Annotated in this window: 20 protein-coding genes and 1 pseudogene; 12 read left to right on the top strand and 9 right to left on the bottom strand. The window is 61.2% G+C overall.

Annotated elements, in window-relative coordinates; all coding sequences use genetic code 11:
• Positions 1-24 precede the first annotated feature (24 nt).
• On the bottom strand, positions 25-951 hold the full coding sequence (locus M2397_RS08455) for a 4-hydroxyproline epimerase (protein ID WP_259242637.1): 927 nt from the start codon (positions 949-951) through the stop codon (positions 25-27).
• A gap of 210 nt (positions 952-1,161) precedes the next feature.
• Between M2397_RS08455 and M2397_RS08450 the strand changes: the two genes are divergently transcribed.
• Together M2397_RS08450 and treS are read left to right on the top strand one after the other, a co-directional pair.
• Complete coding sequence (locus M2397_RS08450) at positions 1,162-1,929, top strand: AraC family transcriptional regulator (protein ID WP_259242636.1); 768 nt, start codon at positions 1,162-1,164, stop codon at positions 1,927-1,929.
• A gap of 105 nt (positions 1,930-2,034) precedes the next feature.
• Positions 2,035-4,098 (top strand): maltose alpha-D-glucosyltransferase, encoded by a 2,064-nt coding sequence (gene treS / locus M2397_RS08445; RefSeq protein WP_259242635.1) that lies wholly within the window; start codon positions 2,035-2,037, stop codon positions 4,096-4,098.
• A gap of 47 nt (positions 4,099-4,145) precedes the next feature.
• On the opposite strand, the gene M2397_RS08440 is transcribed toward treS, so the two are convergent.
• A complete protein-coding gene (locus M2397_RS08440) occupies positions 4,146-4,841 on the bottom strand; it encodes a response regulator (protein WP_131696174.1) in 696 nt (231 codons plus the stop codon).
• A 3-nt stretch (positions 4,842-4,844) separates the two neighbouring features.
• Positions 4,845-6,230 (bottom strand): sensor histidine kinase efflux regulator BaeS, encoded by a 1,386-nt coding sequence (gene baeS / locus M2397_RS08435; RefSeq protein WP_131696175.1) that lies wholly within the window; start codon positions 6,228-6,230, stop codon positions 4,845-4,847.
• 147 nt (positions 6,231-6,377) lie between these two features.
• Here baeS and M2397_RS08430 point away from each other — a divergent pair, with 147 nt between their 5' ends.
• The 5 genes from M2397_RS08430 to M2397_RS08410 all read left to right on the top strand — a co-directional run bounded on the left by M2397_RS08430 (position 6,378) and on the right by M2397_RS08410 (position 14,733).
• Positions 6,378-7,547: an efflux RND transporter periplasmic adaptor subunit gene (locus M2397_RS08430; protein WP_259242634.1), complete on the top strand. Its 1,170-nt coding sequence runs from the start codon at positions 6,378-6,380 to the stop codon at positions 7,545-7,547.
• Between the two features lie 2 nt (positions 7,548-7,549).
• Complete coding sequence (locus tag M2397_RS08425) at positions 7,550-10,663, top strand: efflux RND transporter permease subunit (RefSeq protein ID WP_259242633.1); 3,114 nt, start codon at positions 7,550-7,552, stop codon at positions 10,661-10,663.
• Entirely contained in the window at positions 10,660-12,045 is a 1,386-nt protein-coding gene (locus M2397_RS08420; RefSeq protein ID WP_259242632.1) for an efflux transporter outer membrane subunit, read from the top strand. The genes M2397_RS08425 and M2397_RS08420 overlap by 4 nt, the downstream gene beginning before the upstream one ends.
• Positions 12,046-12,247: 202 nt before the next feature.
• On the top strand, positions 12,248-13,657 hold the full coding sequence (gene gabP / locus M2397_RS08415) for a GABA permease (RefSeq protein ID WP_131696179.1): 1,410 nt from the start codon (positions 12,248-12,250) through the stop codon (positions 13,655-13,657).
• Positions 13,654-14,733 carry a GlxA family transcriptional regulator gene (locus M2397_RS08410; protein ID WP_131696180.1) on the top strand — a complete coding sequence of 360 codons (1,080 nt, stop codon included), beginning with the start codon at positions 13,654-13,656 and terminating at the stop codon, positions 14,731-14,733. Before gabP ends, M2397_RS08410 begins: the two co-directional genes overlap by 4 nt.
• Before the next feature lie 74 nt (positions 14,734-14,807).
• Here M2397_RS08410 and M2397_RS08405 read toward each other — a convergent pair whose 3' ends face one another.
• The 5 genes from M2397_RS08405 to M2397_RS08385 all read right to left on the bottom strand — a co-directional run bounded on the left by M2397_RS08405 (position 14,808) and on the right by M2397_RS08385 (position 20,504).
• Positions 14,808-16,316, bottom strand: a complete 1,509-nt coding sequence (locus M2397_RS08405) for an amino acid ABC transporter permease/ATP-binding protein (RefSeq protein WP_184742359.1) — start codon at positions 16,314-16,316, stop codon at positions 14,808-14,810.
• 106 nt (positions 16,317-16,422) lie between these two features.
• A complete protein-coding gene (locus M2397_RS08400) occupies positions 16,423-17,226 on the bottom strand; it encodes an ABC transporter substrate-binding protein (protein ID WP_131696639.1) in 804 nt (267 codons plus the stop codon).
• Between the two features lie 76 nt (positions 17,227-17,302).
• Entirely contained in the window at positions 17,303-18,355 is a 1,053-nt protein-coding gene (locus M2397_RS08395) for an isopenicillin N synthase family oxygenase (protein ID WP_145337775.1), read from the bottom strand.
• A gap of 13 nt (positions 18,356-18,368) precedes the next feature.
• On the bottom strand, positions 18,369-19,220 hold the full coding sequence (locus M2397_RS08390; RefSeq protein WP_259242631.1) for a sugar phosphate isomerase/epimerase: 852 nt from the start codon (positions 19,218-19,220) through the stop codon (positions 18,369-18,371).
• A gap of 243 nt (positions 19,221-19,463) precedes the next feature.
• Positions 19,464-20,504: a zinc-dependent alcohol dehydrogenase family protein gene (locus tag M2397_RS08385; protein ID WP_145337776.1), complete on the bottom strand. Its 1,041-nt coding sequence runs from the start codon at positions 20,502-20,504 to the stop codon at positions 19,464-19,466.
• 143 nt (positions 20,505-20,647) lie between these two features.
• Between M2397_RS08385 and M2397_RS08380 the strand changes: the two genes are divergently transcribed.
• The 4 genes and pseudogenes from M2397_RS08380 to M2397_RS08365 all read left to right on the top strand — a co-directional run bounded on the left by M2397_RS08380 (position 20,648) and on the right by M2397_RS08365 (position 22,243).
• Positions 20,648-21,130: an Lrp/AsnC family transcriptional regulator gene (locus tag M2397_RS08380; RefSeq protein ID WP_131696185.1), complete on the top strand. Its 483-nt coding sequence runs from the start codon at positions 20,648-20,650 to the stop codon at positions 21,128-21,130.
• 90 nt (positions 21,131-21,220) lie between these two features.
• A complete protein-coding gene (locus tag M2397_RS30475; protein ID WP_405046412.1) occupies positions 21,221-21,532 on the top strand; it encodes a hypothetical protein in 312 nt (103 codons plus the stop codon).
• A 5-nt stretch (positions 21,533-21,537) separates the two neighbouring features.
• Positions 21,538-21,750 (top strand): annotated as a pseudogene (locus M2397_RS08370) (AraC family transcriptional regulator); the annotation flags it as partial.
• Between the two features lie 295 nt (positions 21,751-22,045).
• On the top strand, positions 22,046-22,243 hold the full coding sequence (locus M2397_RS08365; protein ID WP_027606646.1) for a hypothetical protein: 198 nt from the start codon (positions 22,046-22,048) through the stop codon (positions 22,241-22,243).
• Positions 22,244-22,329: 86 nt separating this feature from the next.
• Here M2397_RS08365 and M2397_RS08360 read toward each other — a convergent pair whose 3' ends face one another.
• Entirely contained in the window at positions 22,330-22,935 is a 606-nt protein-coding gene (locus M2397_RS08360; RefSeq protein ID WP_259242630.1) for a cysteine hydrolase, read from the bottom strand.
• 462 nt (positions 22,936-23,397) lie between these two features.
• Between M2397_RS08360 and M2397_RS08355 the strand changes: the two genes are divergently transcribed.
• Entirely contained in the window at positions 23,398-24,498 is a 1,101-nt protein-coding gene (locus M2397_RS08355; protein WP_145337777.1) for an ABC transporter substrate-binding protein, read from the top strand.
• The last annotated feature ends 5 nt before the right edge of the window (positions 24,499-24,503 follow it).

The following is a 24,503-nucleotide window of genomic DNA, read 5'->3' as shown; positions in this document are numbered from 1 at the left end:
AGCGTTCAATCAAAAGGGATGGGCTCAGATGCCCCAGGCAAACGGGTCCTGCTCGTCGATCAGCAAGGTGCTGTCGGCGGTCATGTAGGCGCGGCCGGTGATGAAGGGGATGACACATTGGCCGTCCCATTCATAACGGCCTTCGAAGCGGCTGCCGGTGATGCTGGCCTGTACCCAGGTTTCGCCGGGGCCGAGTTTTCCATCGGCGGCCAGGCACGCCAGCTTGGCGCTGGTGCCGGTGCCGCAGGGTGAGCGGTCGTAGGCTTTGCCGGGGCACATGACGAAGTTGCGGCTGTCGGCGTGGGCATCGTCGGCGAACAGTTCGATATGGTCGATCAGGGCGCCTTCTGCGCCGTGGATGCCCTGGGCCTCGAGGGCCTTGAGCATCGCCCAGGTGTAGTCGGTGAGGGCGTCGACGTTGTCCATCTCCAGCGCCATGCCGTGCTCGGACACCAGGAAGAACCAGTTGCCGCCCCAGGCAATATCGCCCTGGACTGCACCGTGGCCCGGTACATCCACCGTCACCTGCTGGCGATAGCGATAGGCAGGCACGTTGCGCAGGGTCACGGCGCCGTCGTCGTGCAAGGTCGCGGCCACCGGCCCCACCGGGGTGTCGAGGGTGTGCACGCCCGGCTGGATGCGCCCCAAGTGGTGCAAAGACGCCACCAGGCCGATGGTGCCGTGGCCGCACATGCCCAGGTAACCGGCGTTGTTGAAGAAGATCACCCCGCAGGTGGCGCCTGGGGTGACGGGCGCGCAGTAGAGCGCGCCGACCAGGACGTCATTGCCACGGGGTTCCAGCAGGCAGGCGCGGCGCCACGGGTCGTGCTCGGTGCGCAGGTTTTCCAGCTGGTCGGCAATGCTCGCGCCCTTGAGCGCGGGGAAGCCGGTCATCACCAGACGCGTCGGTTCGCCGCCGGTGTGGGAGTCGATCACATGCAGTCGCTTCATAACGCGCTCCCTCTATGAAGGCTGTGGGGGGCCTTCTTGTGAGTGTATGGATAGGCATGCAGTGGCCCTATCGTGAACGCGCAAGCACGGCGGCGATTGATGTTTTTTGCTGGCATCGATGACGAATTCAGCACAGTCCGCCCTGCTCGACAGCACCCCGGGCATGGGGCAATCTGCTTGCCATCGAGGTGAAAACGGGGAGTGACACTCATGCTTCAAAGCGCGTTTGCGAGCCTTTGCCAAGGGCACGGGGCAAGCCCTCCCCACAGCATCGAGCAGCTATTGGCCGGTGTGGCGCAGCTGCTGCCGATGCTGGATGTGATCCCCAATGCCGCCATCTTCATCAAGGACCTGGACGCCCGTTACGTCCTCGCCAACCGCACCCTGGTGCAGCGCTGCGGCCTCAAGCAGTTGCAACCGTTGCTGGGCAAGACCAGCGCCGACGTCTTTCCTGCACAATTGGGGCCGGGCTACACCGAGCAGGATCGGCGCGTGCTGGAGCAGGGCTTTGTGTTGGAGGACCAACTCGAACTGCACCTCTACGGCAGCCGCGAACCCGGCTGGTGCCTCACCCACAAATGGCCGCTGTACAACCACGAAGGCCGCATCATCGGCCTGGCCGGCATCTCGGTCGACCTGCAATCGGCCAGCCAAACCCACCCGGCCTACCAACGCCTGGCCGCCGTGGACGAGCACATCCGCACGCACTTCAACCGCCGCGTCACCCTCGCCGAACTGACGCGCATCGCCGGGATTTCCGTGGCGCAACTGGAGCGCTACTGCAAACGCGTGTTCCACCTGACACCCCGGCAGATGATCCAGAAAGTACGCTTGGAACACGCCCATCGGTTGTTGCACAGCGACATGCCGATTACCGAAGTCGCGCTGCAGTGCGGCTATACCGACCACAGCGCATTTACGCGGCAGTTCAAGGCGTCGACGGGGTTTACGCCGAGGCAGTATCGGGAAACCTGCTGAACGCCCGAGCCCCCGTTCAGGCAAGCCACATTGCAATGCAACGAATGGCCCGCCGAACCCTCATATGTTCACGAGTAATGTTTAACGACGACAGGTACCAAGCTTATGACCGCGGCTGAAAACAACCATGTGAACTGGCTGGTGGAACAATCGATGCTGCACGCAGCACGCCAGCGCGCCAAGCTCTATTCGGGCCAGGGCCGGTTGTGGCAACAGCCGTATGCGCAGACCCGGCCGCGTGATGCTTCGGCTTTGTCGTCGGTGTGGTTTACCGCCTACCCGGCGTCGATTGTGACGCGCGAGGGCGGTACGGTGCTGGAGGCGCTGGGGGACGAGACGCTGTGGCACGCGCTGTCGAAAATCGGCATCCAGGGCATTCATAACGGCCCGCTGAAAAAATCCGGTGGCCTCACCGGCAACCAGCACACGCCAACCATTGACGGCAATTTCGACCGCATCAGCTTCGAGATCGACCCGCAGTTGGGCACCGAGGCGCAGTTGCAGGCGTTGACGCGCATGGCGGCGGCGCACAACGCGGTGATCATCGACGACGTGATTCCGTCCCACACCGGCAAGGGCGCGGACTTTCGCCTGGCGGAGATGGCCTACGAGGATTACCCCGGCCTTTACCACATGGTGGAGATCCGCGAGGAAGACTGGCCGTTGCTGCCCGATGTAGCCGAGGGCCGCGACGCGCAGAACCTCAGCCCGCTGCAAGTCGATGCCCTGCGCGACAAGCACTATATTGTCGGCCAGTTGCAGCGGGTGATTTTCTTCGAGCCCGGCGTCAAGGAAACGGACTGGAGCACCACGCCCGTGGTCATCGGCGTGGATGGCAAGCCGCGTCGCTGGGTGTACCTGCACTACTTCAAGGAAGGCCAGCCCTCGCTGAACTGGCTCGACCCGACCTTCGCCGCGCAGCAGATGATCATCGGCGACGCCTTGCACGCCATTGACGTGATGGGCGCGAAAATCCTGCGCCTGGACGCCAATGGTTTCCTCGGCGTGGAACGCACCCTCGATGGCACGGCCTGGTCCGAGAGCCATCCGCTGTCGATTACCGGCAACCAGTTGCTGGGCGGGGCGATTCGCAAGGCGGGCGGTTTCAGCTTCCAGGAGTTGAACCTCACGGTGGATGACATTGCGTCGATGTCCCATGGCGGTGCCGACCTGTCCTATGACTTCATCACCCGCCCGGCGTACCAGCACGCGCTGTTGATGGGCGACGCCGAATTCCTGCGCCTGATGCTGCGCGAAATGCATCGCCAGGGCATCGACCCCGGCTCGCTGATCCATGCGTTGCAGAACCACGATGAGCTGACCCTGGAGCTGGTGCACTTCTGGACGCTGCATGCCCACGACACCTTCCTTTACCAGGGCCAGACGTTCCCGGGCAATATCCTGCGTGAGCATATCCGCGAGCAGATGTACGAGCGCCTGGCCGGCGAGCACGCGCCGTATAACCTTAAGTTCGTCACCAATGGGGTGTCCTGCACCACCGCCAGCATCATCACGGCGGCGCTGGGCATTCGCGACCTGGAGGCGATCAGTGCTGCGGACATTCAACAGATTCGCCAGATCCACTTGCTGCTGGTGATGTACAACGCCATGCAGCCGGGGGTGTTCGCCTTGTCCGGCTGGGACCTGGTAGGCGCGCTGCCGTTGGCCGCCGGGGAAGTCGCGCACTTGATGCAGGATGGCGACACCCGCTGGATTCATCGCGGCGCCTACGACCTGGTGGACCTGAACCCGGACGCAGAATTGTCGGCCGGCCAGATGCCGCGCTCGAAAAGCCTCTACGGCAGCCTCAACAGTCAGTTGCAGGACCCGGAATCGTTTGCCTCGCAACTGCAAAAAATCCTCGCCGTGCGCCGTGCCTACGACATCGCCGCCAGCCGCCAGATACTGGTGCCAGACGTACAGAACCCTGGGCTGTTGATCATGGTCCACGAACTGCCGGCCAACAAAGGCACGCAAATCACCGCGCTGAACTTCGGCGCCACGCCGATCACCGAAACCCTGCACCTGCCGGACATCGCGGCGGGGATGGTGGTGGACATCATCAACGAACGGGTAGAAGGGGACCTGACTGCAGAGGGTGAGTTCACCATTACTCTGGATGCGTACGAGGGGTTGGCGCTGCGGGTTATCGGCAGCACGCCGATGTAACCCCAATCCTCCAAATACCGAAGAATCCAATGTGGGAGGGGGTGTTTTCAGGCATGTGGCTGCTTTTCAGCCAACTGAAACCGATATCCCACCCCATACAACGACTCAATCGGCGTTTCCCCCGGGCACACCTGTTCCAGCTTGCGCCGCAGATTGCGGATATGGCTGTCCACCGTGCGGTCGGTCACCACGCGGTGGTCGGAGTAGATGTGATCCAGTAATTGGTCGCGGGAAAATACGCGGCCGGCGGCGCGGGCAAAGGTGTTGAGCAGGCGCAACTCCAGAGGCGTGAGGTCCAGCGTGATGCCGTCCAGCGAGGCCTGGTAGCGGGCCTCGTCGATCAGCAGGCGTGGCGCGCTGGTGTCCAGCAACTGCGGGCTGCGGCGCAGGATGGCCTTGACCCGGGCCACCACTTCACGGGGGCTGAAGGGCTTGCAGATGTAATCGTCGGCGCCGAGTTCCAGGCCAAGCAGGCGGTCCACTTCTTCGACGCGGGCGGTGATCATGATGATCGGCACCGCGCTGAAACCACGCAGGTCCTGGCACAGCTGCATGCCGTCACGGCCGGGCAGCATCAAGTCGAGCAGGACCAATTTGGGTTCGTGGGCGCGCACGGCGGGCACCACGTGCAGGCCATTGTCCAGGCACAGGGTGGTGTAGCCGGCCGCCTCGAGGTAGTCCCGCATCAGGGCCGCGAGCTTGGGTTCGTCTTCGACGATCAGGATCGGCTGTTCATCGTTCATGGTTCACAGGCTCCGGGGCAGGCGCAGGATCAGCCACAGGCCGCCGTAGGGCGAGTGGTCGGCAACCAGGCTGCCATCGTGGGCGTTGGCGATGCTACGGCAGATTGCCAGGCCCAGGCCCGCGCCGCCATGCTCGCGGTTGCGCGATGACTCGCCGCGGTAGAACCGCTCGAACAAGCGTGGCAACTGGCTGGCGGACACGCCCGGCCCGGAGTCGAGAAAGTCGATACGCACCGTGTCGCGGTCGACACCGACACTGATGCGCAACGTGCCGTTGACGTCGGTGTAGCGCACGGCATTTTCCAGCAGGTTGGAAAACAATTGCTGCAAGCGACTGGCATCCGCCAGCAGCTCCACGGGCTGGCGCGGCAGCTCCAGGTCGATCTGCAACTGGCGGGCGGTGAAGCGCTCCCGGTACATCGCCAGGCTGTTTTCGAGCAAATCGTTCAGCCGACATGGGGCCTTGCGGTAGGTCAGGGCGCCCACGTCCGCCAGCGACAGTTCATACAGGTCATCCACCAGCTTGCTGAGCATGCTGACTTCGCCTTGCAGCGACTTCATTGAGCTTTGGTCAAGGCTGCGCACACCGTCCTCGATCGCCTCCAGTTCGCCGCGCAGCACCGACAGCGGCGTGCGCAGTTCGTGGGAGACATCAGCCATGAACTCCCGGCGCATTTTTTCGTTGCGCTCCAGGGTGTAGGCCAATTGGTTGAAGTCGCGGGACAATTGGCCGACTTCGTCGTCGGAGGCCACGGCCACGCGGCTGCCGTAATCGCCGCTGGCCAGACGGTGGGTGGCGGCGGCCACGCGCTTGACCGGCTCCAGCAGCGTGCGGGCGATCCACCAGGCTATCAGCATCGCCAGCAGCAACGAGAACACGCCCATCACCAGGCTGGTGCGCAGTTGGTACTGCTGGAAGCGTTCGCCACCGGCTTCGGTCACGCTCTGGAACGGCGTGACGGCCAGCCAGCCGACGGTTTCGCTGTTCACCACCACGGGCTGTATCAGCGCATCCTCGCCAATGGCCGGGTAGCCGGTGACGCGTTTCTTGTCTTTATCGAGGAGGGCGATGCGAAACAGTGCACCGGTCAAGTCCGAGGCCAGCGGCGGGCGGAAATCATCCGATGCACGCGCGGCATCCGGGTCAGGCCGCATGACGTCAAACCAGCGATCCGGCCGATTGCGCAGAAAGTCCCAGTTGCCCTCACGTTGGTAAGCCGTGGCCAGGCGCGGCACCACCTGGGCCATGCGCTCCATTGCCTGCTCATTGATAAAGCCCAGGAACCCGCGACCAAAACTCCAACTGGTGGCCAGGCCCATGCTCAGGATGACCAGCAACACACCGGCCAGCACAGCGACAAACAACTTGGTGGAGATACTCAACTTCATGAATGGGGGCCGTAACCAAAGGGACGCGTCCATTTAGGCCCCCACGGACGAAAGATTCAACCCAGGCCGGCAATCTTCAATTTTCCTGCACATTTGCCTTTCAGCATGAGGGTGAGGCTTGCACCACCCCGTCTTGCAGAGGCAACTATGTCGACTAAATTTTTCGCCAAATACCTGGTAACCGCCGCGGTTCTCATGTCCTTCATCATTCTGGTGCTGCTCGGCGGCTGCTCGGCTGGCGACCCCGCGCCCGACGTCGCCACCCCCAAAGTCTCGGTGATCACCGTGCAACCCAAGAGCCAGGTGCGGACCACTGAACTGGCCGGGCGTACCCAGGCCTTTATGGTCGCCGAGATTCGCCCGCAGGTCGGCGGTATCGTGCAACAGCGCCTGTTTGTCGAAGGCGCCGAGGTGAAAGCCGGGCAGGCGCTGTACCAACTGGATGCGGCACCGTACAAGGCGGCGCTGGCTGAGGCGCAGGCGAGCCTGGCCAAGGCGCGCGCCACCTTGAAGTCGGCTCAGGCCACCGCCGCGCGTAATGCCCAGTTGGTGAAGATCGACGCCATCAGCCAGCAAACCAACGAGGACTCACAGGCCACCCTGCTGACCGCCGCCGCTGATGTTCAAGTGGCCCAGGCCGACCTCGACACCGCTCGCATCAACCTGGCCTACACCCGCATCAGCTCGCCGGTGGCCGGGCGCATTGAGACCTCCACGGTCACCCCCGGTGCATTGGTGGTGGCCAACCAAGACACCGCGCTGACCACCGTGCAGCAACTCGACCCGATCTATGTGGATGTGACCCAGTCCACCACTGAGTTGCTCGCCCTCAAGCGCGACCTGGCCCGTGGCGTATTGCAGGCCAATGGAGACGGCGAGGCCCGCATCAGCCTCAAGCTGGATGACGGCAGCGCCTACAACCACGACGGCCGTCTCAAGTTCAGCGGGGTGAGCGTCAACCAGGGCACCGGCACCGTGACCTTGCGTGCAGTGTTCGACAACCCGGAGCATTTGCTGATGCCCGGCATGTACGTGCGCGGCGTGTTAGAGCAGGCCCGCGATGACCAGGCGATCCTGGTCCCGCAAAAAGCCGTGAGCCGCAGCGCCAGCGGCGTGACCTCGGTGTTGCTGGTGGTTGACGGCAAGGTCGAGCAACGCGTGCTCACCGTTGACCGCGCCGTGGGCAACCAGTGGTGGGTCACCGCCGGTTTGAAGGCCGGTGACCAGGTGATCGTCGAGGGTGGGCAAAAAGTCCGCATCGGCGCCGTGGTCCAGACCCAGGCCGCAGATGCCGGCGCCCTGGCGCAGGAGGGTTGAACATGGCACGTTTCTTTATTGATCGACCGATTTTCGCCTGGGTCATCGCCATTGTGATCATGCTCGGCGGCGCGTTATCCATCAGCCAGTTGCCGCTGGAACAGTACCCGGACATCGCGCCGCCCACCGTGCGTATTTCCGCCACCTACACCGGCGCTTCGGCCAAGACCGTCGAGGACTCGGTGACCCAGGTCATCGAGCAGCAAATGAAAGGCCTGGACAACCTGACCTACATGTCGGCCTCCAGCAGTTCGGCGGGCAGTGCCAGTATCAGCCTGACCTTTGGCGCCGGCACCGACCCGGATGTGGCGCAGATGCAGGTGCAGAACAAGCTGCAACAGGCCGAGTCGCGCTTGCCGCAATCGGTGCAGAGCGAAGGCCTGACCGTGACCAAGGGCGGCTCGGACTTTTTGATGATTGCCGCCCTGGCCTCGGATAATCCCAGTGTCACCGGCACCCAGATCGGTGACTACATCTCCAGCACCTTGCTCGATTCCATCAGCCGTATCGATGGGGTGGGGGACGTACAGACCCTCGGTTCGGGCTACGCCATGCGCATCTGGCTGAACCCGGCGCTGCTGGAAAAATACGCGCTGATGCCGTCGGATGTGAGCGCCGCGCTGGAGGCGCAAAACACCGAAGTGTCAGCCGGCCAGCTCGGCGCATTGCCGGCGGTGAAGGGCCAGCAACTCAATGCCACCATCAGCGCGCGCAGCAAACTGCAAACGGCCGAAGCGTTCCGCAATGTGGTGGTCAAATCCAGCAGCGACGGCGCGGTAGTGCTGCTCGGCGACGTGGCGACCGTAGAGTTGGGCAGCGAGAGCTATGACATCAACTCGGCCCTCAATGGCAAGCCGGCCGCCGCCATGGGCGTGCAACTGGCGGCGGGCGCCAATGCGCTGGACGTGGGCGAGGCAGTCAAGGCCAAGCTCAAGGAGCTGGCGCCGTTTTACCCCACTGAAATGCAATTGAAGAACGTGATCGCCTACGACACCACGCCCTTTGTGAGCCTGTCCATTGAGGAAGTGGTCAAGTCCCTGGGCGAGGCCATCGTGCTGGTGGTGCTGATCATGTTCCTGTTCCTGCAAAACCTGCGGGCCACGCTGATCCCGGCGATCACTGTGCCGGTGGTCCTGCTGGGCACGTTGGGTGTGTTGGCGTTGTTCGGGTACTCGATCAATACCCTGACCATGTTTGCCATGGTCCTGGCCATTGGGTTGCTGGTCGACGATGCGATCGTGGTGGTGGAAAACGTCGAACGGGTGATGGCCGAGCAGGGCTTGTCGGCCCTGGCGGCCACGCGGCAATCGATGGATGAAATCACCAGTGCACTGGTCGGCGTCGCCCTGGTGTTGAGTGCGGTGTTTATTCCCATGGCGTTTTTTGGGGGTTCCACCGGGATTATCTATCGGCAGTTTTCGGTGACCATCGTCTCGGCCATGGTGCTTTCGGTGGTGGTCGCGATGACCCTCACGCCGGCACTATGCGCCACGTTGCTCAAGCCGGGGCACGCAGTTCAACGGGGTTTTTTCGGCTGGTTCAACCGTTCTTTTGAGCGTTGCTCCAGCGCGTATGAAGCGTTGGTCGGCGCTGTCCTGCAGCGCTCACGGCCCAGCCTGGTGGTGTACGCGCTGATCGCCGCAGCCATGGCTGCGGGCTACGCCAGCTTGCCCACCTCGTTTCTGCCGGATGAGGATCAGGGCATTCTCATGGCGCAAATCCAGCTGCCAGTGGGGGCCACCGACAGCCGTACCCAGGCGGTGTTGCACCAGTTCGAGCAGTACATGCTCAAGCAGCCGGAAGTCGAGGCGATGATCAGCATCAGCGGCTTGGGTATGGGCGGCAACAGCCAGAACACCGCGCGTGCGTTTATTCGCTTGAAAGACTGGAGTGAGCGCTCAGACGATGCCGCCACGATTGCCCAACGCGCCACGTTGGCCCTGGCAAGCATTGGCGATGCCGATGTGTTCGTGATGCAACCGCCCGCCGTACGAGGCCTGGGCCAGAGTTCAGGGTTTGATTTGCAGCTCAAGGACCTCGCCGGTCTTGGCCACGATGCGCTGGTGGCGGCGCGCGAGCAGTTTATCGCGCTGGCCAGGCAAGACCCGCGCCTGCTGGGCGTGCGCAGCAATGGCCTGGACGACGCACCGCAACTCAAAATCAGCATCGATGACCGCAAGGCGGGGGCCTTGAGCCTGAGCACCAGCGACATCAACAGCACCTTGTCCACGGCGTTGGGTGGTACGTATGTGAACGACTTCCTCAACCAGGGCCGCGTGAAGAAGGTTTACGTGCAGGGCGAGGCCAGCACCCGCATGCAAGCGGCGGATCTGGATCACTGGTTCGTGCGCAACAGCAACGATGAAATGGTGCCGTTTTCGTCATTTGCCAGCAGTGCCTGGAGCTATGGCTCGCCTTTGCTGGAGCGCTACAACGGCACATCCTCCCTGGAAGTGGTCGGCGACCCGGCGCCCGGCGTGAGCTCCGGCGCTGCGATGGACGCGGTGGAAGCGATTGCCCGGCAACTGCCCGATGGCATCGGTTACGAATGGACCGGCCAGTCCTACCAGTTGCGTCTGTCCGGGTCCCAGGCGCCTTTGCTGTATGCGGTGTCCATCCTGTTTGTGTTCCTGTGCCTGGCCGCACTGTACGAGAGTTGGTCGGTGCCATTCTCTGTGATTCTGGTAGTGCCGCTGGGCATCGTCGGCGCGGTGTTGGCCACGCGATTGACCGGGTTGAGCAATGACGTGTACTTCCAGGTCGGCCTGCTGAGTACCGTAGGGCTGGCGGCGAAGAACGCGATCCTGATCGTTGAGTTTGCCAAGCACCTGCAAGAGCAGGGCAACAGCCTGCGCGAGGCGACGCTGATCGCCGTGCGCCAGCGCTTGCGGCCGATCCTGATGACCTCCCTGGCCTTCATGTTCGGCGTGCTGCCCCTGGCCGTGAGCAGTGGCGCAGGTTCCGCTGGGCGTCGGGCCATCGGTACCGGCGTGCTGGGCGGCATGTTCAGCGCCACGGTGCTGGGGATCTTCTTTGTACCGCTGTTTTTTGTGTTGATCCGCCGCCGATTTGGCCGTGTCAGCACGACGCCCATTGTCGAAAAAGGTGACGCATGATTCGCTTTCTCTGCCCATTAGTGGCCGCATTGGTCCTGAGTGGCTGCATCAACCTGGCGCCTCACTATCAGCAGCCCGAGGCTCCGGTGCCTGGCGAATGGCAAGCGGGTGTGCAGGGTGAGGTGCCGGCCGACATCCAGTGGCAGCAGTTCTTTACCGACCGCCGCTTGGCAAACCTGCAAACCCTGGCCCTGGCCAATAACCGCGACCTGCGCCTGGCCAGCCTGAATATCGAGAAGGCCCAGGCGCAATACCGCATCCAGCGCGCCGCGGCGTTCCCGACCATCGACGCCAGTGTCAGCGGTACCCATAGCCGCACGCCGGGTTCGCTGTCCAGCAGCGGCACGGCCGTCACCAGCCACGACTACAGTGCGCAACTGGGGCTGAGCAGCTATGAAGTCGACGTGTTCGGCCGCGTGCAGAACCTGCAGGACGAAGCGCTGGAAGACTACCTGGCGCTGACCGAAACCCGGCGCAGTACGCAAATCAGCCTGGTGGCCGAAGTGGCCACCGCCTGGCTGACCCTGGCCGCCGACAACGAGCACCTGCACCTGGCCGAGGAGACCCTGGCCAGCCAGCAATCCACCTACGAATTGACCCAGCGCAGCCACGCCCTGGGTGGTTCGACGGCGTTGGCCGTGGCCCAGGCGCAGACCACCGTCGAGTCGGCGCGGGTCGATGTGGCCGAGTATCAGAGCCAGATTCTCCAGGACCGCAACGCCTTGCGCCTGCTGGTTGGCAGCGACATCCCAGACGCCTTGCTGCCCGACGCCCACCTGCAATCGGCGGCGGCGTTGGTGCAGGTGCCGGCCGAACTGCCGTCGAGCCTGTTGCAGCGACGCCCCGATGTACTCGCGGCGGAATACAGCCTCAAGTCCGCGAATATTGACATTGGCGCGGCCCGTGCGGCGTTTTTCCCCAGCATCAGCCTCACCGCGAATGCGGGCTCCGCCAGTTCGTCACTGTCCAGCCTGTTCAAGGCCGGCAGCGGCGCCTGGACCTTTACCCCGAGCATCAGCGTGCCGATCTTCGATGCCGGCAGTAACCGCGCGACCCTGGATGCCGCCAAAGTCGAGAAAGAGATCCAGGTGCAGACCTACCAGCAAACCCTGCAAACCGCGTTCAAGGAAGTCGCCGATGCCCTGGCCGTGCGCAGCACCCTGGACCAGCGCCTCACCGCCCAGCAAGCGCTGACCGAGGCGAGCCAGAAGAGCTACGACCTGTCCGACGCGCTCTACCGCGCCGGCTCGCAAAGCTACCTCGAAGCCCTGGACTCCCAGCGCTCGCTGTACAGCGCCCAGCAGGACCTGATCACCCTGCGCCTGGCAGAGCAGAGTAATCGGGTGAGTTTGTATAAGGTGATGGGGGGAGGGTGGCAGTAGTCCCAGGTGTGCTGTGGTTAGCGAGGCTCTGCAATGCGACTAAGCAGCCTGTCTCGATGTCGATATCAGGCGACTGAGTGCCGTTATCAGGCTGTTTTCGCGGCAGGGATGCCGCGTACTGTGACTCGTCATTAAGAAACGATGATCGCCTGACCCTCCAGTCAGTACGTCTTAACGTCGATCACAGAGAATAAAAACAACGATGAATAGCCTGAGTTCCAAGGATTCAAACGGCCAGTTGGCGCAGGGCTTCAAGCCGCGCCATGTCACCATGCTCTCCATCGCAGGCATTATCGGCGCGGGGTTGTTTGTCGGGTCCGGGCACGCCATTGCGGCGGCGGGGCCGGCGGTGATGCTGGCGTATCTGTTTTCCGGCCTGTTGGTCGTGCTGGTCATGCGCATGCTGGGGGAGATGGCGGTGGCCAATCCGGACACCGGCTCATTCTCGACCTACGCCGACCAGGCCATCGGCCGCTGGGCCGGGTTTACGATCGGCTGGTTGTACTGGTGGTTCTGGGTGCTGGTGATTCCCATCGAAGCCTTGGCCGCCGGGCATATCCTCAACCAGTGGTTCCCCCAGATCGACGCTTGGCTGTTTGCCTTGTTGTCGATCTTTTTGTTGGTGGTCACCAATTTGTTCAGCGTCTCCAAGTACGGCGAATTCGAGTTCTGGTTTGCCATGGCCAAGGTCGTGGCGATCATCGGCTTTATCGGCCTGGGAGGCGCAGTGTTGATGGGCTGGATTCCCGAGCGGGAGGCCAGCGGCTTGAGTCGCTTGATGGAAGAACACGGTGGTTTCGCACCTAACGGCCTGTCTGCGGTGGTCGGGGCTTTCATTACCATCATGTTCAGCTTTATTGGCACGGAAGCCGTCACCATTGCGGCAGCCGAGTCCAGCAACCCGGCGCAGAATATCGCCCGGGCCACGCGTTCGGTGATGTGGCGTATCGGCGTGTTTTACGTGTTGTCGATCTTTGTGGTGATTTCCGTGGTGCCGTGGAATGACCCGCTGTTGGCGTCGGTAGGCTCTTATCAACGTGCCCTGGAACTGATGAACATTCCCCACGCCAAGTTACTGGTGGACGTGGTGGTGTTGATCGCCGTGGCCAGTTGCATGAACTCGTCCATCTACATTGCTTCGCGCATGCTGTATTCCCTGGGCAAGCGCGGGGACGCGCCAGCGCTGATGAAAAAGACCTCGGCGGCGAGTGTGCCAAGGGCCGCCGTGATCGCCAGCACGGTCCTAGGTGCCGGTGTGACCTTGCTCAGTTACTTCATGCCGGCCGGGCTGTTCCAGTTTCTGCTGGCCAGTTCGGGGGCCATCGCCTTGCTGGTGTACCTGGTGATCGCCGTTTCGCAGCTGCGCATGCGCAAGGTCCTGCAGCGCCGCAATGTCACGCTGACGTTCAAGATGTGGCTGTTTCCCTGGCTGACCTGGGTGGTCATTGTCTTCATCTGTTGCGCATTGGCGGTGATGCTGTTGACCCCCGAGCATCGCTTCGAGGTGTCTTCGACGATCATCCTGGCCTTGCTGATTTCCTTGGTCGGCGTCCTGACTGCACGCCAACCCGAACCTGAGCGCAAGCCGATGCCGGTCGCCTCGCAGCCATGAACGCTCGGCCGGTGACCCGCCTGGTGTTTGTGTTGCTGGACCAGTTCACCCTGATCTCACTGGCGTCTGCCGTAGAGCCGCTGCGCATGGCCAACCAGCTAGCAGGCCAGGAACTCTACTCTTGGCAGACGGCCAGCACCGACGGTAATCCCGTTTGGGCGAGCGATGGCATGCCCATCACACCTGACTGTTCGATAGGCAGTGCGCCTTGCGCCGATATCGTGCTGGTGTGCGGCGGTACGGGCATTCAAGGCACGGTGACCGACGAATTGATGAAGTGGTTGCGTACCCAGGCACGTTATTCGAAGCGTCTGGGTGGTATTTGTACCGGCAGTTGGGTATTGGCCCGGGCGGGGTTGCTCGACGGGTTTGAATGCAGTGTGCATTGGGAATGGCTGGCGGCCATGCAGGAAGCCTTTCCACGGGTGAGCCTCAGCGCCAGCGTGTTTACCCTCGACCGCGATCGCCTGACCAGCTCGGGCGGCACCGCGCCCATGGATATGATGTTGCACCTGATTGGGCGTGAGCATGGGCACGAGCTGTCGGCGGCGATTTCGGACATGTTCGTGTACGAGCGCATGCGCAATGAGCAAGACCATCAGCGCGTGCCGCTCAAGCACATGCTCGGCACCCAGCAACCGAAGCTGCAGGAAATCGTCGCGCTGATGGAGGCCAACCTGGAAGAACCGATCAACCTGGATGAACTGGCGGAGTATGTGGCCCTGTCACGGCGTCAGCTTGAGCGAATGTTCCAGAAGTACCTGCACTGTTCACCCTCGCGCTACTACCTGCGGTTGCGGCTGATCCGCGCGCGCCAGTTGCTCAAGCAAACCCCCATTTCGATCGTGGAGCTGGCCTTGCTCTGCGGGTTTGTGTCCACACCGCACTTCTCCAAATGCTACCGCGAGTACTTTGGTGTGCCGCCCAGTGACGAGCGCCTGGTGACGGCAGGAGAGCGAGCCGTCATTCTGAAGCCGATGATTCGCGCCGTACCGATGCCGATGCCGATGAGTGCCTTGGAGCAGGCGCGGGGGGAATCGACGTTTGCCAGTGTCCGGCTCAAGGCACGGAGCTGAGAGCACAGTGAGTGGGTGTGAGCGCTGATCAGCGACGCTTGCGTTTCGAGTTTCAGGCCCCACTCACGCCGGGTTTAAACCCGCATGAATGCCTTGATTCTCTCGCCGCACTGATCGGCACGAATCATCCCAGGCGCCGCATCCAGCGCAACCAGGCCGTCTTCCATGAAAATCACCCGGTCGGAAATGGACAGGGCGAAGTCCATCTCGTGGGTCACGATCAGCATGGTCATGCCTTCTTTTGCCAGGTCGCCGATGACCTTGAGCACGTCGCCCACCAGTTCTGGGTCAAGGGCTGACGTCGGCTCATCAAACAGCATGATGTGCGGGTCCATGGCCAATGCGCGGGCGATTGCCACGCGTTGTTGCTGACCCCCAGACAACTGATGCGGATATTTTTGTGCGTGAGCCAGCAGTCCGACCTTGTCCAGCAGGGCGTAGGCGCGCTGTTCGCTGATGAGTTGGTCGCGGCCGTGATAGCGCGGCGCGAGGGTAACGTTGTCGAGAATCGTGCGATGAGGAAACAGGTTGAAGCTCTGGAACACCATGCCGATGTGCTGTACCCCACGGCGTACTTGTTGCGTGTTGGTGTTGTCACCGGCGTGGATATAGCTTTCGCCGAACAGAATGATCTCGCCCTGGTCGATGCTTTCCAGGGCGTTGACGGTGCGAATCAGCGAGGTTTTTCCCGAGCCCGAGGGGCCGATGATGGAAATCACCTGACCCACATTTACATCAAGGTTGATGCCCTTGAGCACAGCATGCTGGCCGTAGCGCTTGTGAATGTTGACCAGTTGCAGGGCGGGTGCGGAGCCAGGCCCAGGCGCTTTGCCAGCGCTTGTCGAAGGGGGCGTCGCCCGTGACGCGCGTAGACGCCCCACGCTGATGTCATCGAGCGTTTGGGGTGTGCGGTTGTTGAGTTCCAGGTGGTGCTCCAGCCAATGAAACAGCCAGCCGAGCACGGTCACGATCAGCACGTAATACACCGCCACAGCCGAGAGGGTTTCCATGACCAGGAAGTTTTGCGCGTAAAGGCGCTGGCCCACGGTCAACAGTTCGGTCAAGGAAATCACCGAGACCAGCGAGGTCAGTTTCACCACGGTGATGTATTCGTTGATCAGCGTCGGCAGGGAAATGCGGAACGCCTGTGGGATCACGATCAGACGCTGTAAACCGAGCAGGCCGATGCCCAGCGCGCGGCCGGCCTCTTTTTGTCCTTTGGCCACGGATATCAAGCCGCCACGGTGGATTTCCGCCATATAGGCCGCTTCGGTGACCACCAGGGCCAACAGGCCGGAATAGAACGGGTTGGACAGTATCCCCCGGGTGACCGGGAACATCTGCGGCAGGTTATAGACGAACACCACCAATACCAGCAGCGGCACGCTGCGAAAGAACCAGATATAAATCGACGCCGGCACGCTGATCCAACGCGTGGCCGAAAGCTTGGCCGAAGCCAGCAGGAAGCCCAGCAGCATGCCGATGAACCAGGCCAGCGTGCTGAGCTCCACCACCGTAATGCAGGCTTTCCAGAAGTCCGAGAGCGAAAACAGAGAAAAAAAGTAAGGCCATTCAAATTGCATGTGTACCTCCAACTGCTGGCGTCGACGCAGGCTTCACCTGGGCCGGGCAGTCAAGCGAAAGCCGCCGACGGTGGGAGCGGCTTCGCTCCCACAGGGCTGCACTGAGTCAGTTAGTCGGTTCTTCGAGGTTGTATTTCTTCAACAGGGCGGCGTACTCACCGGACGCCTTGCTCGCCTCAAAGGCCTTGAGCAGTGCCTGATAGAGCGCGTCGTTGCCTTTCTTGACGTAAATACCCAGCGTCTGCTGGTAGATCGAGTGCTCGGTGCTGACCACGACGCGACCCTTGGTACGTTCTGCGATCATGCCGGCGGCGCCGTCGATCTCGACCTGAGCCTGCACATTGCCGGACAGCAGCGCCTGGGTCACTTCGGGTGCGGACGGGAACTCGCTGACCATAATCGCGCCCTTGTTATTCGGGGTGCAGTAGTCCGTCGAGAGCGTGTTGAACTGCGCCACCCACGTGGTGCCTTTTTCCAGGCCGACTTTCAGGCCGCAGAGGTCTTCCGGTACTTTCGGTTTCAGCGGGCTGTCTTTAAGCACCATGATCGCTGCGCCGGTCTTGGCGTACGGGATGGTTTGCGCTTGCGTCTGCCGCTGGGGCGTGATGTACATGCCGGAGATGATCGCGTCGTAGTGACCGGCGTTCAGGCTGAGGATCAGGTTGGAAAACTTGGTGTCAACGAAGTCGGCCTTGAGGTCCAGGTGCTTGGCGAGCAGGTGCGCCAGCTCGGGGTCGGAACCGACGACGTTTTTATGTTCGTCGTATGACTCGAAGGGCGGATAGGTGATTTCCATGCCGACCTTGAGTATGCCGGGTGTCACCGTCGTTGCGGCATGGGCGCCAGCTGCACCAAGGAGTGCGACGGCCAGCAGGGTCAAGCGGACAGCATTATTGATTGGATTGCGCATCATCGATGACTCCACGTCGGTAAAGTAGGGCTGGGCGGGTGGTTAAACAGGCGGTGTGACCAGGCTGAGGGTTGTATCAGGACGCGTCCTGCGCCTGGCTTTTTAAGTGACCGAAGCTCGATGGCTTGCGCGCTTTCTCGTACAGCTTGAGTTCGCCTCGTTCGACTTTGCGGCGCAGGTACTGATAGGTCTGCAGCGCTTGGCCGAACATGTGCTCACCGATGGTGATTTCCTCGTAATCCTTAGCGCCTTCAAGAAACTGTGGCAGTGGCTTGATCTGCGTATGGAAGTCGCATGCGTAGAAGAGTGGGAAGGCGTAGCGCTCTTCACTGACGGTTCGCACTCGGTGAGCCGTAGCGACGAACGTACCCGCAGTCATGACCTCCAGCATGTCGCCGATGTTGACCACAAAGGCACCTTCCACGGGTGGCGCATCAATCCAGTGCCCCTGATCGTTCATCACCTCGAGGCCTGGCTTGTCGGCAAGCAAAATGGTGAAGCACTCATAGTCGGTATGCGCACCAATGCCGGGTGCGTCTTGGGCGGCCAGGTCAAATGGGTAGTGAATCAGGCGCAGTTTCGACGGTGGGCGGGTAACCAGTGCTTCGAAATAGTCCTCTTCCAGGCCCAATGCGAGCGCGAAGCCCTTGAACAGGCGACGACCCAACGCAAACACCGCTGCGTAGTAAGCTTCGACGGCGGGACGGAAACCCGGCAGGTCTGGCCATTCATTGGCGCCGATCAATGGGGTCCCGGCCATGACCAGCGGATCGTCTTCGCCTACTTCAAAACCGACATCGAAGGCTTCCTTGTGATCGGGTTTGCCTTTGGCATAGACCTCTTCGCCTTCAGGCACAAAACCCTTGTGGCTGCGGGAGGTGCCGATGTAGTGCTGCATCTTGTACGCAAGGGATTGCGCAAACAGGTCCTTTGCCGCGTGACGCAAGCCGTCGATCAGCGACGACTCGATGCCGTGGTTCTTGATGTACAGAAAACCCACTGCGCGGGCGGCGTTACCGAGCTCTTCGGCCACTGCCTGGCGCTGTGTGATGTCGTCGCTGTACAGCCCGGCGATGTCCACCAGCGGAATGCGATTGAAGTTGGCGGCCTTTGGCGTTTTGTCAGGCATGAGGGAACGCTCCTTATCGGGTTGAGGCACCGCTGAAGCGGCGGAAATGCTCGCGCTCGGTGTTTGCCATCCACACATTCAGCGACCACAGGTCGGCCACCGGCACATTGGTGAAGGGCAGGTGATGCAGATAGCCGTCGGCACCGAACTCCGGTGTCAGCGTGCTGACCTGATAGCCGCGGTTTTCCTGGGATCGCCAGATGGCCTCCCAATGTTGCTGATGGAAGGCCAGCGCCTGGGCATACTCGGGGGCGGCGGGGTGGGGAACCTGGGGCCCCTGGTCATAACCGACCCGGGCTTGAATGTGGTGAACGCGTTCGACGAAGGCGCTGAGGTCGTCTTCCGGATCGTTGAGCAGGCGCTCGCAGGTGACGACCCAATGACTGATGTCGCTGGTGAAGCGCAGGTCCGGCAGTTGACGAATCATCTCGAGGGTGACCCAGGGGTTGAACAACGAGCGCGCACGATGGGTTTCAAAGGCGCATACCTGGCCGTGCTTGCGCGCGACGTCCATCGCGCGGCCAAAGAAGTCGACTTGCTGTGCCAGTGGCCAGCGGTCGTTGCCAGCCAGCAGGTTGATGAAGCGCGGCGACAACTCAGCCGCCCAAGCGAGTTTTTTATCGAGGTCCAGAAGGTGTTCGTCGACGCTCGCCGATTGTTGCGGCAGAACATCGTAGGCGCTGAAGACGGTACTGATATAGCTGACGTGGTTGGCGCGTAGAAAGGCTGCGAACTCGGCGCGTTCGCTGGCGGTCATGGGCAGGCGAGCTTCCATGCCATCGAACCCGGCTTCAAGCAGCTCCTCCAGCGCTTGTGCCTTGCTCGCGGTGTAGCCCCACAACGTTCGGAATATTTCCAACTTCATCGATCTGCTCCAAAGGTGCCTTCGCATGATTGACACAGCGGCGTTGCGGCGCTAACCGAAACACACAAAAAACGGCAGTGACAATCAGAAAAGGCAATCTTCGGGCCGCATCTCTGTGGAAAGGCTCCTTTGTTGCCGCCAATAGTAGGGAGGGGCGGTTGGCGGAAAGAATAGGGAAGTGCAAATAGATAGTTCAGAGATTTCTAAACTATTGTTCAGTGCGGCTCAGGGTGGCGTCATGCGTTAAAACTCGGTTATGACGGTTACACCTGCCGTCTCGAAGCGGTCCATGTTCGTCAACGCATCGATGGACTGCGCCAGGCTGATGGTTTTACCCACGAGTTTTTCAGGTGCCAGCTTGCCTGATGTGATCATCTCGATCATGGCGCCATAGCGATGCGCTTGCATCCCGTGGCTACCGTAGATCTCAAGTTCATGGGCGATAACCTTGCTCATGGGGATTGCCGGCGTGGCGTGATCAGCGAGCATCAGCCCGACCTGGACGTGCTTGCCGCGACGGCGCAGGTTGTTGATGGAGTTGAAACAGGTGGTTGGGTGGCCCAATGCGTCCAGCGAGACGTGGGCACCGCCCTGGGTGATTTCCAGCACGGCTTCGGTGACGTCTGCGACGCACTGGGCATTAAGGGTGGCGACAGCGCCGAGCGCGCGTGCCAGGTCGAGTTTTTCCTGGGAAATATCGATGGCGATCACGTTTGCGCCAATGGCCTGGGCGATCATCACCGCAGACAGGCCTACGCCACCACAGCCGTGAACCGCTACCCACTGACCGGCGCTGACGTTGCCTTGGTCGACGATTGCACGGAACGAGGTGGCGAAGCGACAACCCAGGCTTGCGGCGGTAGCGAAGTCCATGCTCTCAGGCAGCGCGACCAGGTTCAGATCGGCCTGGTGTATGCCGACGTACTCGGCAAAAGAACCCCAATGAGTGAAGCCCGGCTGAAATTGCGTGTGGCAGACCTGCTGATTGCCGCTGTTGCACTGCGCACAAGCACCACACCCGCCCACGAACGGCACGGTCACGCGGTCACCGACCTTCCACCGCGTGACGTCGTTGCCCACTTCGGCCACGATGCCCGCCAGTTCATGACCCGGTACATGGGGCAGTTCAATGTCGGGGTCGTGACCTTTCCAGCCATGCCAGTCGCTGCGGCACACCCCGGTGCCAAGCACCTGGATCACCACACCATGACGTTCCGGGGATGGGTCTGCCACGTTCATAAGGCGCGGCGGCTTGGAAAAGGCTTCGTAGACGACTGCTTTCATTCAAATTACCTAGGCTTGGAGGGGCGATTCAGGTATTGCCATTATGAATGAGCGCCTTGAAATTACCTTTCAAGTTGCAATTGACCGAACGCAAGAATTGAAATTAACCTTCATTTTAAAGCCAGAATTTGAGGAGTTATTTCATGATTGAGCAGCTCGATAAGGCGGACATTGCAATATCGGAGCGTTTGCAGCGGGACGGCAAGCTGTCGAATGTCAAGCTGGCCGAGCAGTTGTCCCTCAGCGAAGCGTCCTGTTGGCGCAAGCAAAGACGGCTGGAAGAATGCGGGGTTATCGAGGGATACCAAGCCATTCTCAATCGAAAGAAACTCGGGTTGGGCCTGAAGGCCTTTGTCCAGATCTCCTGCACGGATCACAGCGAAGAAGCCACGGCAAGGTTTGAAAAGATTATTCAGGCGGCCCCGCAGGTATTGAGTTGCCATAACACAACGGGGGAGGCGGACTTTCTACTTGAGGTGGTTGCACGGGACTTGGACAGCTATAGCCGCTTTGTCGAAACAGTGCTGAGGAAGCTCCCTGGGGTTTCAAGTATTCGCTCGAACCTCTCCCTGCGCGAGATGAAGACCACCCATCGACTGCCCGTCAGCGAGCTCTTGAGTATCTGAAGGCTGTCAGGCAGGACGAGAGTCATCGTTCGCCCGGACAATCGAGCATTTCGGCACTGTTATCGAGCATTTCGGCACAGTCCCCCGTCTTTGTTCAACCTAGACTCGAGCTTCACTTTCAGACTCAGCTGGAGCCGCGATGGACATCAGATTAATCCTGCCTGCACTCTCCATGGCCGTAACACTCAGTGGCTACGCTGCGGATTTCTCACTGACCAGCCGGGGTTCGGTGGCGCTTGCCCTCCTGTCGAGGATAAACCCCATCGCTATCAATTCACCGTGTGGGCCTTGAAAGCCGACAAGCTACCGCTCGACAACCAGGCCAGCGGAGCCTTGGTAGGTTACATGCTCAACGCCAACGTCCTGGCCAAAGCGACCATTACTTCAACTTACGGACGTTAAGCACGATGCGCCGTTGGGACGGCATACAGCACCGGGAAAATATTATCGATGCATCTGTCATACGGGCGCGACATGCCCTTACCTTGCCAAAGGTGCCGGTATTCGTGACCACCTTGTGTCGAGTGCGGCAGGGGGAAAAACTGTTGCAATGGGATGACCGGGAAATGCGCGCAGGGCCTCAGCATCTGATTCTGATGCCGGCCGGGCGCGAGCCAGGTGCTGACGTTTACCGGTGGGTACCGGACCAGGCCGTCTGGCGTTAGTGCTACCGTTTACGCAGCCCCGCTGGAGCCTGCTGGATGACTCATCCAATTTCAGTTCCCCACATCGCAATGCCTCCAGCCGCGCCATCCAGGAAATACCCACGGCGCCGAATGGATCGAAATACACACCGGCAGGGTCACCTTGTGCCAGTCTGGGCGCGTCCATTCGTCTGTTGCCCGGCACTCTGGGGGGCATGGCGTTTCTCAACCTTAAGCACGGATATCCCGAGCCCAAGAACGGAGAGCCAGCATGGAAATCAATGAGAATGCCCCGGGCAACATTTCACAGCAGGCTGTAACGCGCGGCACGGACAACGAGACAGGGCACGACCCGAAGCGTGATGAGGATAAGATCCCGCTGCCGCCGGACGACGATGCCCCCCTTGAAGAGGATATGTCTGATGTGGACGCCGCCGATTCAGTGGCGAGCGAACACCCTGACAACTGAGGTGTTTCAGTTCAACGAACCCGGCCAGGGTGTCGCAGGTGACTGCGAATCCGAAGGCGGCTGTAAAGCCGCCTCCTGGGCGATGGCTAGCGGGCGTTCAGCCCGTTGAGAAACTCGGTGTGTTGCAACGTCCTGGAAAACATCGGCAGCGTGAAGCGTTCGGCAGCCTGTTGTTGCTCGTCGGTGAAGGTCGCGGTGCAATCGATCAGCGTTACCACGTTATAGCCCTTCTCATAACCTGATCGAACCGTGCCTTCGACACAGCAGTTGGTCAGGAAGCCCGCCACCACCAGGGTCTGGATGCCGTTGTTGCGCAGCACCAAATCCAGGCCCGTGGTGGCGAAACCGTCCAGCCCGCGCTTGCCTTCCACGAGGATGTCGCCGGCTTCCCGGGTAATCGCTTCGCTGATGTCGGCGCCCCAACTGCCGGTGCGAAAGGCGCTGCCATCGGCAACGCCCTTGAGAATCCCGTAGTCGCGGGTGGTCAGCTCCGGGTAGCCCTCGGCGAATTGGATCGGCAGGTAGATGATCTTCACGCCGAGCATGCGCGCCTGTTCAACCGTGGTGGCGGTGTTCGCGAGCATATTGGACGTGTGCATCACGTCTTTGACGGCGTCATGGAACACGCCGCCTTCGGTGGTGAAGTCGTTTTGGTATTCGATCAGCACAAGGGCGGTGGTGTGTGGGTTCATGTCGGGTCTCCGATAAGTGGGTCAAGCAGCAAGCGTAGAACAGCAAGCGGGTTTGAGTAGGGCAGCAGTAAACACATAACCGTGGCTCAGAACGCCGTATCCGTTCACAGACCGCGGGCGTAGCGGGCACTTTGATACTATGCTCATTGCCAATGCGAGCCCTATACGGGTTTCAATGTTCGGCTGCCAAGGGCACTGACCTTATCGAAATCATTGACGTTGGCCAGCAGCCTTGTATCGGCAAGACAGCCGGGGGGTGGGCTTCGGGCTTTTTCAACGGCACTACGCAACAACCTGCACGCGGCATATGGGGAAACGTTCAATGCCTGCCCCAAACCTACATGTTCGAAAATCTCCAAACCCGGGGGCCAACCGCTCCAACCAGGACAAGCCGTCGATCCAGGCTGTAGGCAGGTGCAGATGGATGACTGTTGGTAAATGCCAAGCATGATGGAGAACAGCATGAACACCAAACCGATCTACACGATCTTGGGGCGCTTCGCCGGCTGCGTGGCGGGGCTGGCGATAGTTGCCGCCAACCCAGCCCATGCTGCCGACGACGGCATCGCCAGCGGCCCTACCGCAAGCTATAGCATTGCCTTCAGTAATTCCTATGCGGGCAGCGATTTTCGCAAGGTGATGGTGCGCAACTGGCAGGAAATTGCGCTCCAGGCGCAAAAAGACGGCTTGATCCGTGAGGCTCCCGTCGTCAGCGCCAATAACTCGGCTTCGGAGCAGGCGGCCCATATCCAGGACATGATCGTCAAGGGCGTCGATGCCATCGTGGTCCTCGCTGCCTCTGACACGGCCCTCAACGGGGTGATCCGCGATGCCTGCAACGCCGGTATCGTGGTGGTTGTCATGGCCAGCCTGGTCACCGAGCCCTGTGTCTATACCGTGGATTACAACTGGTCCGCCATGGGCCGTGTGGAAATGGATTACATCGCCGAGCGCCTGAAGGGGAACGGGACGTTGCTGGAGATCCGTGGCATCGCTGGCGATGCCACGGATAAAAACATCAGCGATGGCATTCGCAAGGCCGCCAGCGACTATCCGGGCCTGAAATTCGTCAAGACCGTATACGGGAACTGGACGGCTTCTGTCGCCCGCAAGGAAGTGACGCTGGCGCTGCCGTCGCTGCCCACTATTGATGCCGTGGCGACTCAGGGTGGCGACGGATATGGCGCGGCCATGGCGTTCAAGGCGGCGGGACGCCCTTTGCCGATCATTGTGATGGGGAACCGTCAGGACGAACTTGCCCTGTGGAAACAGGAACGCGATGCCAATGGCTACGAGACCGTCTCTGTTTCTGCCTCCCCGAGCGTCTCCCAGATGGGGTTCTGGGTGGCCCAGCAGATACTGGCGGGCAAGCAGGTGCCGAAGTTCGTCGAGGTGCCGCTGGTACGTATTGATGCCAAAGACCTGGACGCCTGGCTCGCCACCATGCCGGTGGGGGGCGCCGCCAATCCTTTCTACGGCCAGGCTTCCGTTGCGGCGATGATCGATGCGGCCATCAACCATACGGCGCCGCCGGCGTTTTTGCCGGAGGTGCCGAAGCAGTAGCGGCG

Source organism: Pseudomonas sp. BIGb0381, from assembly GCF_024809815.1.
GTDB lineage: Bacteria > Pseudomonadota > Gammaproteobacteria > Pseudomonadales > Pseudomonadaceae > Aquipseudomonas.
This window is presented reverse-complemented; position numbering and strand designations above follow the sequence as displayed.

Coding starts and splice junctions, on each gene's coding strand:
- M2397_RS08455 (WP_259242637.1), bottom strand. CDS start 951: ATGAAGCGACTGCATGTGATCGACTCCCACACCGGCGGCGAACCGACG.
- M2397_RS08450 (WP_259242636.1), top strand. CDS start 1,162: ATGCTTCAAAGCGCGTTTGCGAGCCTTTGCCAAGGGCACGGGGCAAGC.
- treS (WP_259242635.1), top strand. CDS start 2,035: ATGACCGCGGCTGAAAACAACCATGTGAACTGGCTGGTGGAACAATCG.
- M2397_RS08440 (WP_131696174.1), bottom strand. CDS start 4,841: ATGAACGATGAACAGCCGATCCTGATCGTCGAAGACGAACCCAAGCTC.
- baeS (WP_131696175.1), bottom strand. CDS start 6,230: ATGAAGTTGAGTATCTCCACCAAGTTGTTTGTCGCTGTGCTGGCCGGT.
- M2397_RS08430 (WP_259242634.1), top strand. CDS start 6,378: ATGTCGACTAAATTTTTCGCCAAATACCTGGTAACCGCCGCGGTTCTC.
- M2397_RS08425 (WP_259242633.1), top strand. CDS start 7,550: ATGGCACGTTTCTTTATTGATCGACCGATTTTCGCCTGGGTCATCGCC.
- M2397_RS08420 (WP_259242632.1), top strand. CDS start 10,660: ATGATTCGCTTTCTCTGCCCATTAGTGGCCGCATTGGTCCTGAGTGGC.
- gabP (WP_131696179.1), top strand. CDS start 12,248: ATGAATAGCCTGAGTTCCAAGGATTCAAACGGCCAGTTGGCGCAGGGC.
- M2397_RS08410 (WP_131696180.1), top strand. CDS start 13,654: ATGAACGCTCGGCCGGTGACCCGCCTGGTGTTTGTGTTGCTGGACCAG.
- M2397_RS08405 (WP_184742359.1), bottom strand. CDS start 16,316: ATGCAATTTGAATGGCCTTACTTTTTTTCTCTGTTTTCGCTCTCGGAC.
- M2397_RS08400 (WP_131696639.1), bottom strand. CDS start 17,226: ATGCGCAATCCAATCAATAATGCTGTCCGCTTGACCCTGCTGGCCGTC.
- M2397_RS08395 (WP_145337775.1), bottom strand. CDS start 18,355: ATGCCTGACAAAACGCCAAAGGCCGCCAACTTCAATCGCATTCCGCTG.
- M2397_RS08390 (WP_259242631.1), bottom strand. CDS start 19,220: ATGAAGTTGGAAATATTCCGAACGTTGTGGGGCTACACCGCGAGCAAG.
- M2397_RS08385 (WP_145337776.1), bottom strand. CDS start 20,504: ATGAAAGCAGTCGTCTACGAAGCCTTTTCCAAGCCGCCGCGCCTTATG.
- M2397_RS08380 (WP_131696185.1), top strand. CDS start 20,648: ATGATTGAGCAGCTCGATAAGGCGGACATTGCAATATCGGAGCGTTTG.
- M2397_RS08365 (WP_027606646.1), top strand. CDS start 22,046: ATGGAAATCAATGAGAATGCCCCGGGCAACATTTCACAGCAGGCTGTA.
- M2397_RS08360 (WP_259242630.1), bottom strand. CDS start 22,935: ATGAACCCACACACCACCGCCCTTGTGCTGATCGAATACCAAAACGAC.
- M2397_RS08355 (WP_145337777.1), top strand. CDS start 23,398: ATGAACACCAAACCGATCTACACGATCTTGGGGCGCTTCGCCGGCTGC.